Annotated in this window: 3 protein-coding genes; all 3 read right to left on the bottom strand. The window is 36.1% G+C overall.

The window, feature by feature from the left end; translation table 11 throughout:
- Nucleotides 1-151: 151 nt before the first annotated feature.
- From HNR52_RS12065 to HNR52_RS12075, 3 genes are read right to left on the bottom strand one after another with little or no spacing between them, the layout of a single operon-like run.
- Nucleotides 152-1,087: a sugar kinase gene (locus HNR52_RS12065; RefSeq protein WP_435620721.1), complete on the bottom strand. Its 936-nt coding sequence runs from the start codon at nt 1,085-1,087 to the stop codon at nt 152-154.
- A 14-nt stretch (nt 1,088-1,101) separates the two neighbouring features.
- Entirely contained in the window at nt 1,102-1,731 is a 630-nt protein-coding gene (locus HNR52_RS12070) for a bifunctional 4-hydroxy-2-oxoglutarate aldolase/2-dehydro-3-deoxy-phosphogluconate aldolase (RefSeq protein ID WP_013788880.1), read from the bottom strand.
- A 27-nt stretch (nt 1,732-1,758) separates the two neighbouring features.
- Nucleotides 1,759-2,784 carry a LacI family DNA-binding transcriptional regulator gene (locus HNR52_RS12075; protein WP_435620722.1) on the bottom strand — a complete coding sequence of 342 codons (1,026 nt, stop codon included), beginning with the start codon at nt 2,782-2,784 and terminating at the stop codon, nt 1,759-1,761.
- Nucleotides 2,785-3,107: the final 323 nt, after the last annotated feature.

The following is a 3,107-nucleotide window of genomic DNA, read 5'->3' on the forward strand; positions in this document are numbered from 1 at the left end:
TAAACATTATAGCGGATGATTCATGTAAGTGGAAGGTATCTTTTGGATGCCTTCCTTTTTCTATTTTTTACCGCCTACTAAAATTATACACTAAGGCATCACCTATATAGTATAAAAAGCCTTCTCAGACTACTCTTGAGAAGGCTCACATTTAATTTTCATTCATAAATTTTTCCAATGTATCTCTATCCGGCAGTCCATCGTTGTCACCTGGCGACATGATTATTATCGCACCTATTGCATTGCCTCTTTTTACTGCATCTTTTAGCGTAAGCCCTTCTAACAGCCCGCTTATTACACCTGTTGCAAATCCATCTCCAGCGCCCACCGTGTCAACTACTTTTTCAACTTTATACCCTCTTACAGTAAAGCTTTCGTCTTTTGTCTTGACATATGCTCCTTTGTCACCAATCTTTATGATAACAGCTTCAACTCCTCGCTTTAAGTAAAAATCAGCTATATCATCAACATCATTCGATCCTGTCAAAATCAAGCCTTCTTTTATACCTGGCATGACAATATTGCAATTGTATGCGATGTCGTTTAACGTGGTCACCATCTCATATTCATTTTTCCACAGGCTCTTTCGTATATTGGGATCAAACGATATCCTTATACCATTTTCCTTCCCAATCTGAATCATTCTGTAAACCGTATCCAATGTGTCTTTTGAAAGAGCCGCTGTTATGCCTGTAATGTGTATGTGCTTAAGCCGACTCACATCACAATCAATGTCGTCAGGTGTTATGTGTGATGCTGCTGAACCCTTTCTAAAGTAAAATATATCTGGATCTCCTTCTGATGTCTTTGATTTAAGCATAAAACCTGTCGGGTACTCATCTGTAAACTTTATAGATGAAACATCGATTTTTTCTTCCGACAATTTCTTGTAAATGTACTTTCCGAAAGGGTCATTGCCAAGCTTCGTAATGTACTTTACATTATGCCCAAGCCTGCTTAAACCTATGGCCACATTTGCTTCTGCTCCTGCCAATGCCTTTGTAAACTTGCTGACATTGTCAAGGGTACCTTCTTCATCTGCAATGAACAATGCCATAGGTTCTCCTGCCAATAAAACCTTTGCCAAAATGTATCACCTACTTATCCAATTTGCTTCAATGCATTTACGAGCCTTTTTGCTCTTTCCTCTAAAAGATCCAAATTGTCAAAGTTTATTCCCTTTGTCAGATAACCGCCTACACCAACTGCATATGCGCCGTTTTCAAACCACTCATTTATATTCTCATCATTTACGCCGCCTGTAGGCATAAACTCCAGAAATGGAAATGGTCCTTTGAGAGATTTTATTATCTTTGAATCGACAAATTCTCCAGGGAAAAGCTTAATGACTTCTGAGCCCATCTTGTAAGCTTTATACATCTCCGTAGTTGTAGCTGCTGCCATCGAGAAAAATACGTCATTTTTCTTGCAATATGCTGCCACTTCCTCAACAATGCAGGGTGTCACCACAAAATCTGCCCCATTTCCTACAGCTTCCTCTGCCTGATTTAGCTCTAATACTGTCCCTGCACCTACTATTTTATCAGGATATTTCCTTTTAAGTTCCTCAATAAGCTTCCCTGCTCCATCCACAGTGTACGTTATCTCTATTATGTTTATGCCGCTTTCTATGACTTTCTCTGCCATCTTAAGTCCCAATTCATAATCTTTGCACCTTATGACTGAAAATATCCCGCCTTTTGTTTTCTCTTTTATTTCCTTAAAACTCATATAAATCATCCTTTCTATATATTTTATTTAATGAGATCTGGTAGATCCCCTTATTACAAGCTCCGCTTTTAAAACAACCTTTTTAGGTTCAATTTCATCGCCTCTACTTATCCTGTTAATAAGCATTTTTGCTGATTCCACACCAACTTCATAGGTAGGCTGCGATATGGTAGTAATTCCTGGCGGTATAAGGGACGCCCATCCCCAATCGTCGTAGCCACATACGGCAATATCATCAGGTATCTTTAAATTCAATTTATTTACGACTTGTAGTACATTTAAAAGCACAACACCATTTACAGCAAATAATGCCGTCCTGCACTTCTTATAGTCTCTCATCATTAATACTATATTCTCTTCAATTTTGTTTAAATCATCGTCTACTTCAAATATCAAATTGTTGTTATCTATTCCGTATTTTTTTGAGACATCTGTAAATGCCTGCTTTCTTTCGGTTCTGGTGCTTATATCGCCTATCCTTTCAGTAAAAAAACCTATTCTTTCATATCCATTTTTTATAAGGTGCAAAATAAGCTCCGACGTAACTTCGTAGTTGTTGACAACAACTGTATCAAATACCGTATCTTTTATGCTTCTATCAGCCAATACTACAGGTAAGCCTTTTTTAGACAGTCCTATCAAAAACTCGTCATTGCCTCCAGCGGTGTTTATTACAAGCCCGTCTACATTGTTGTCTAAAAGTGATAAGATGTACTCTCTTTCTTTTGTAGCATTATTATCTGTGCTGGCTATTATCAGATTATATCCCTTTTCTTTTAAGACTTTCTCTATTCCTTTAACAAGTATAGACGAAAAATGATTGCCTATGTCAGATACAAGGACGCCTATAAGATTTGACCTATTAAGCTTTAAACTGCGAGCTAAATTATTGGGTCTATAGTTAAGCTCTTCTATGACTTTTTTGATGTTTTCCCTTGTGGCATCTGACATGTACTCAAATCGGCCATTTAAGAAGCGGGAGATAGTCGTCTTTGAGACACCTGCTTTTTTCGCCACATAATCGATCGTGATTTTAAAGTTATCATTGCTCATGTAATCACCAACATTTATTTTTTAGAAACCAGTTTACGAAACCGGTATATACAATATATTCTACACAATATTTAAAAATCCTTCTTGTTTAATTAAAATTAGTAAACTTTTTTCTCTAAAGTAGAGTACATCATTTTGTAAAAATATATATAACTATTAAATTCCCATAAGAAAATTTAGAAAAGCGAAAGACAATCCTAAAAATAGTATAAAAAGATTTAAGAAAAGTATCAGAGATTTCGCATTTAAAAATTTATAGAGTGATAAACACGTTGATTTATATAATTTAACTAAGAGCAGCTAGAAATATGTGATTTTCCGTT

This window comes from Thermoanaerobacterium thermosulfurigenes, assembly GCF_051201035.1.
In the GTDB taxonomy this organism is placed as follows: domain Bacteria; phylum Bacillota; class Thermoanaerobacteria; order Thermoanaerobacterales; family Thermoanaerobacteraceae; genus Thermoanaerobacterium; species Thermoanaerobacterium thermosulfurigenes.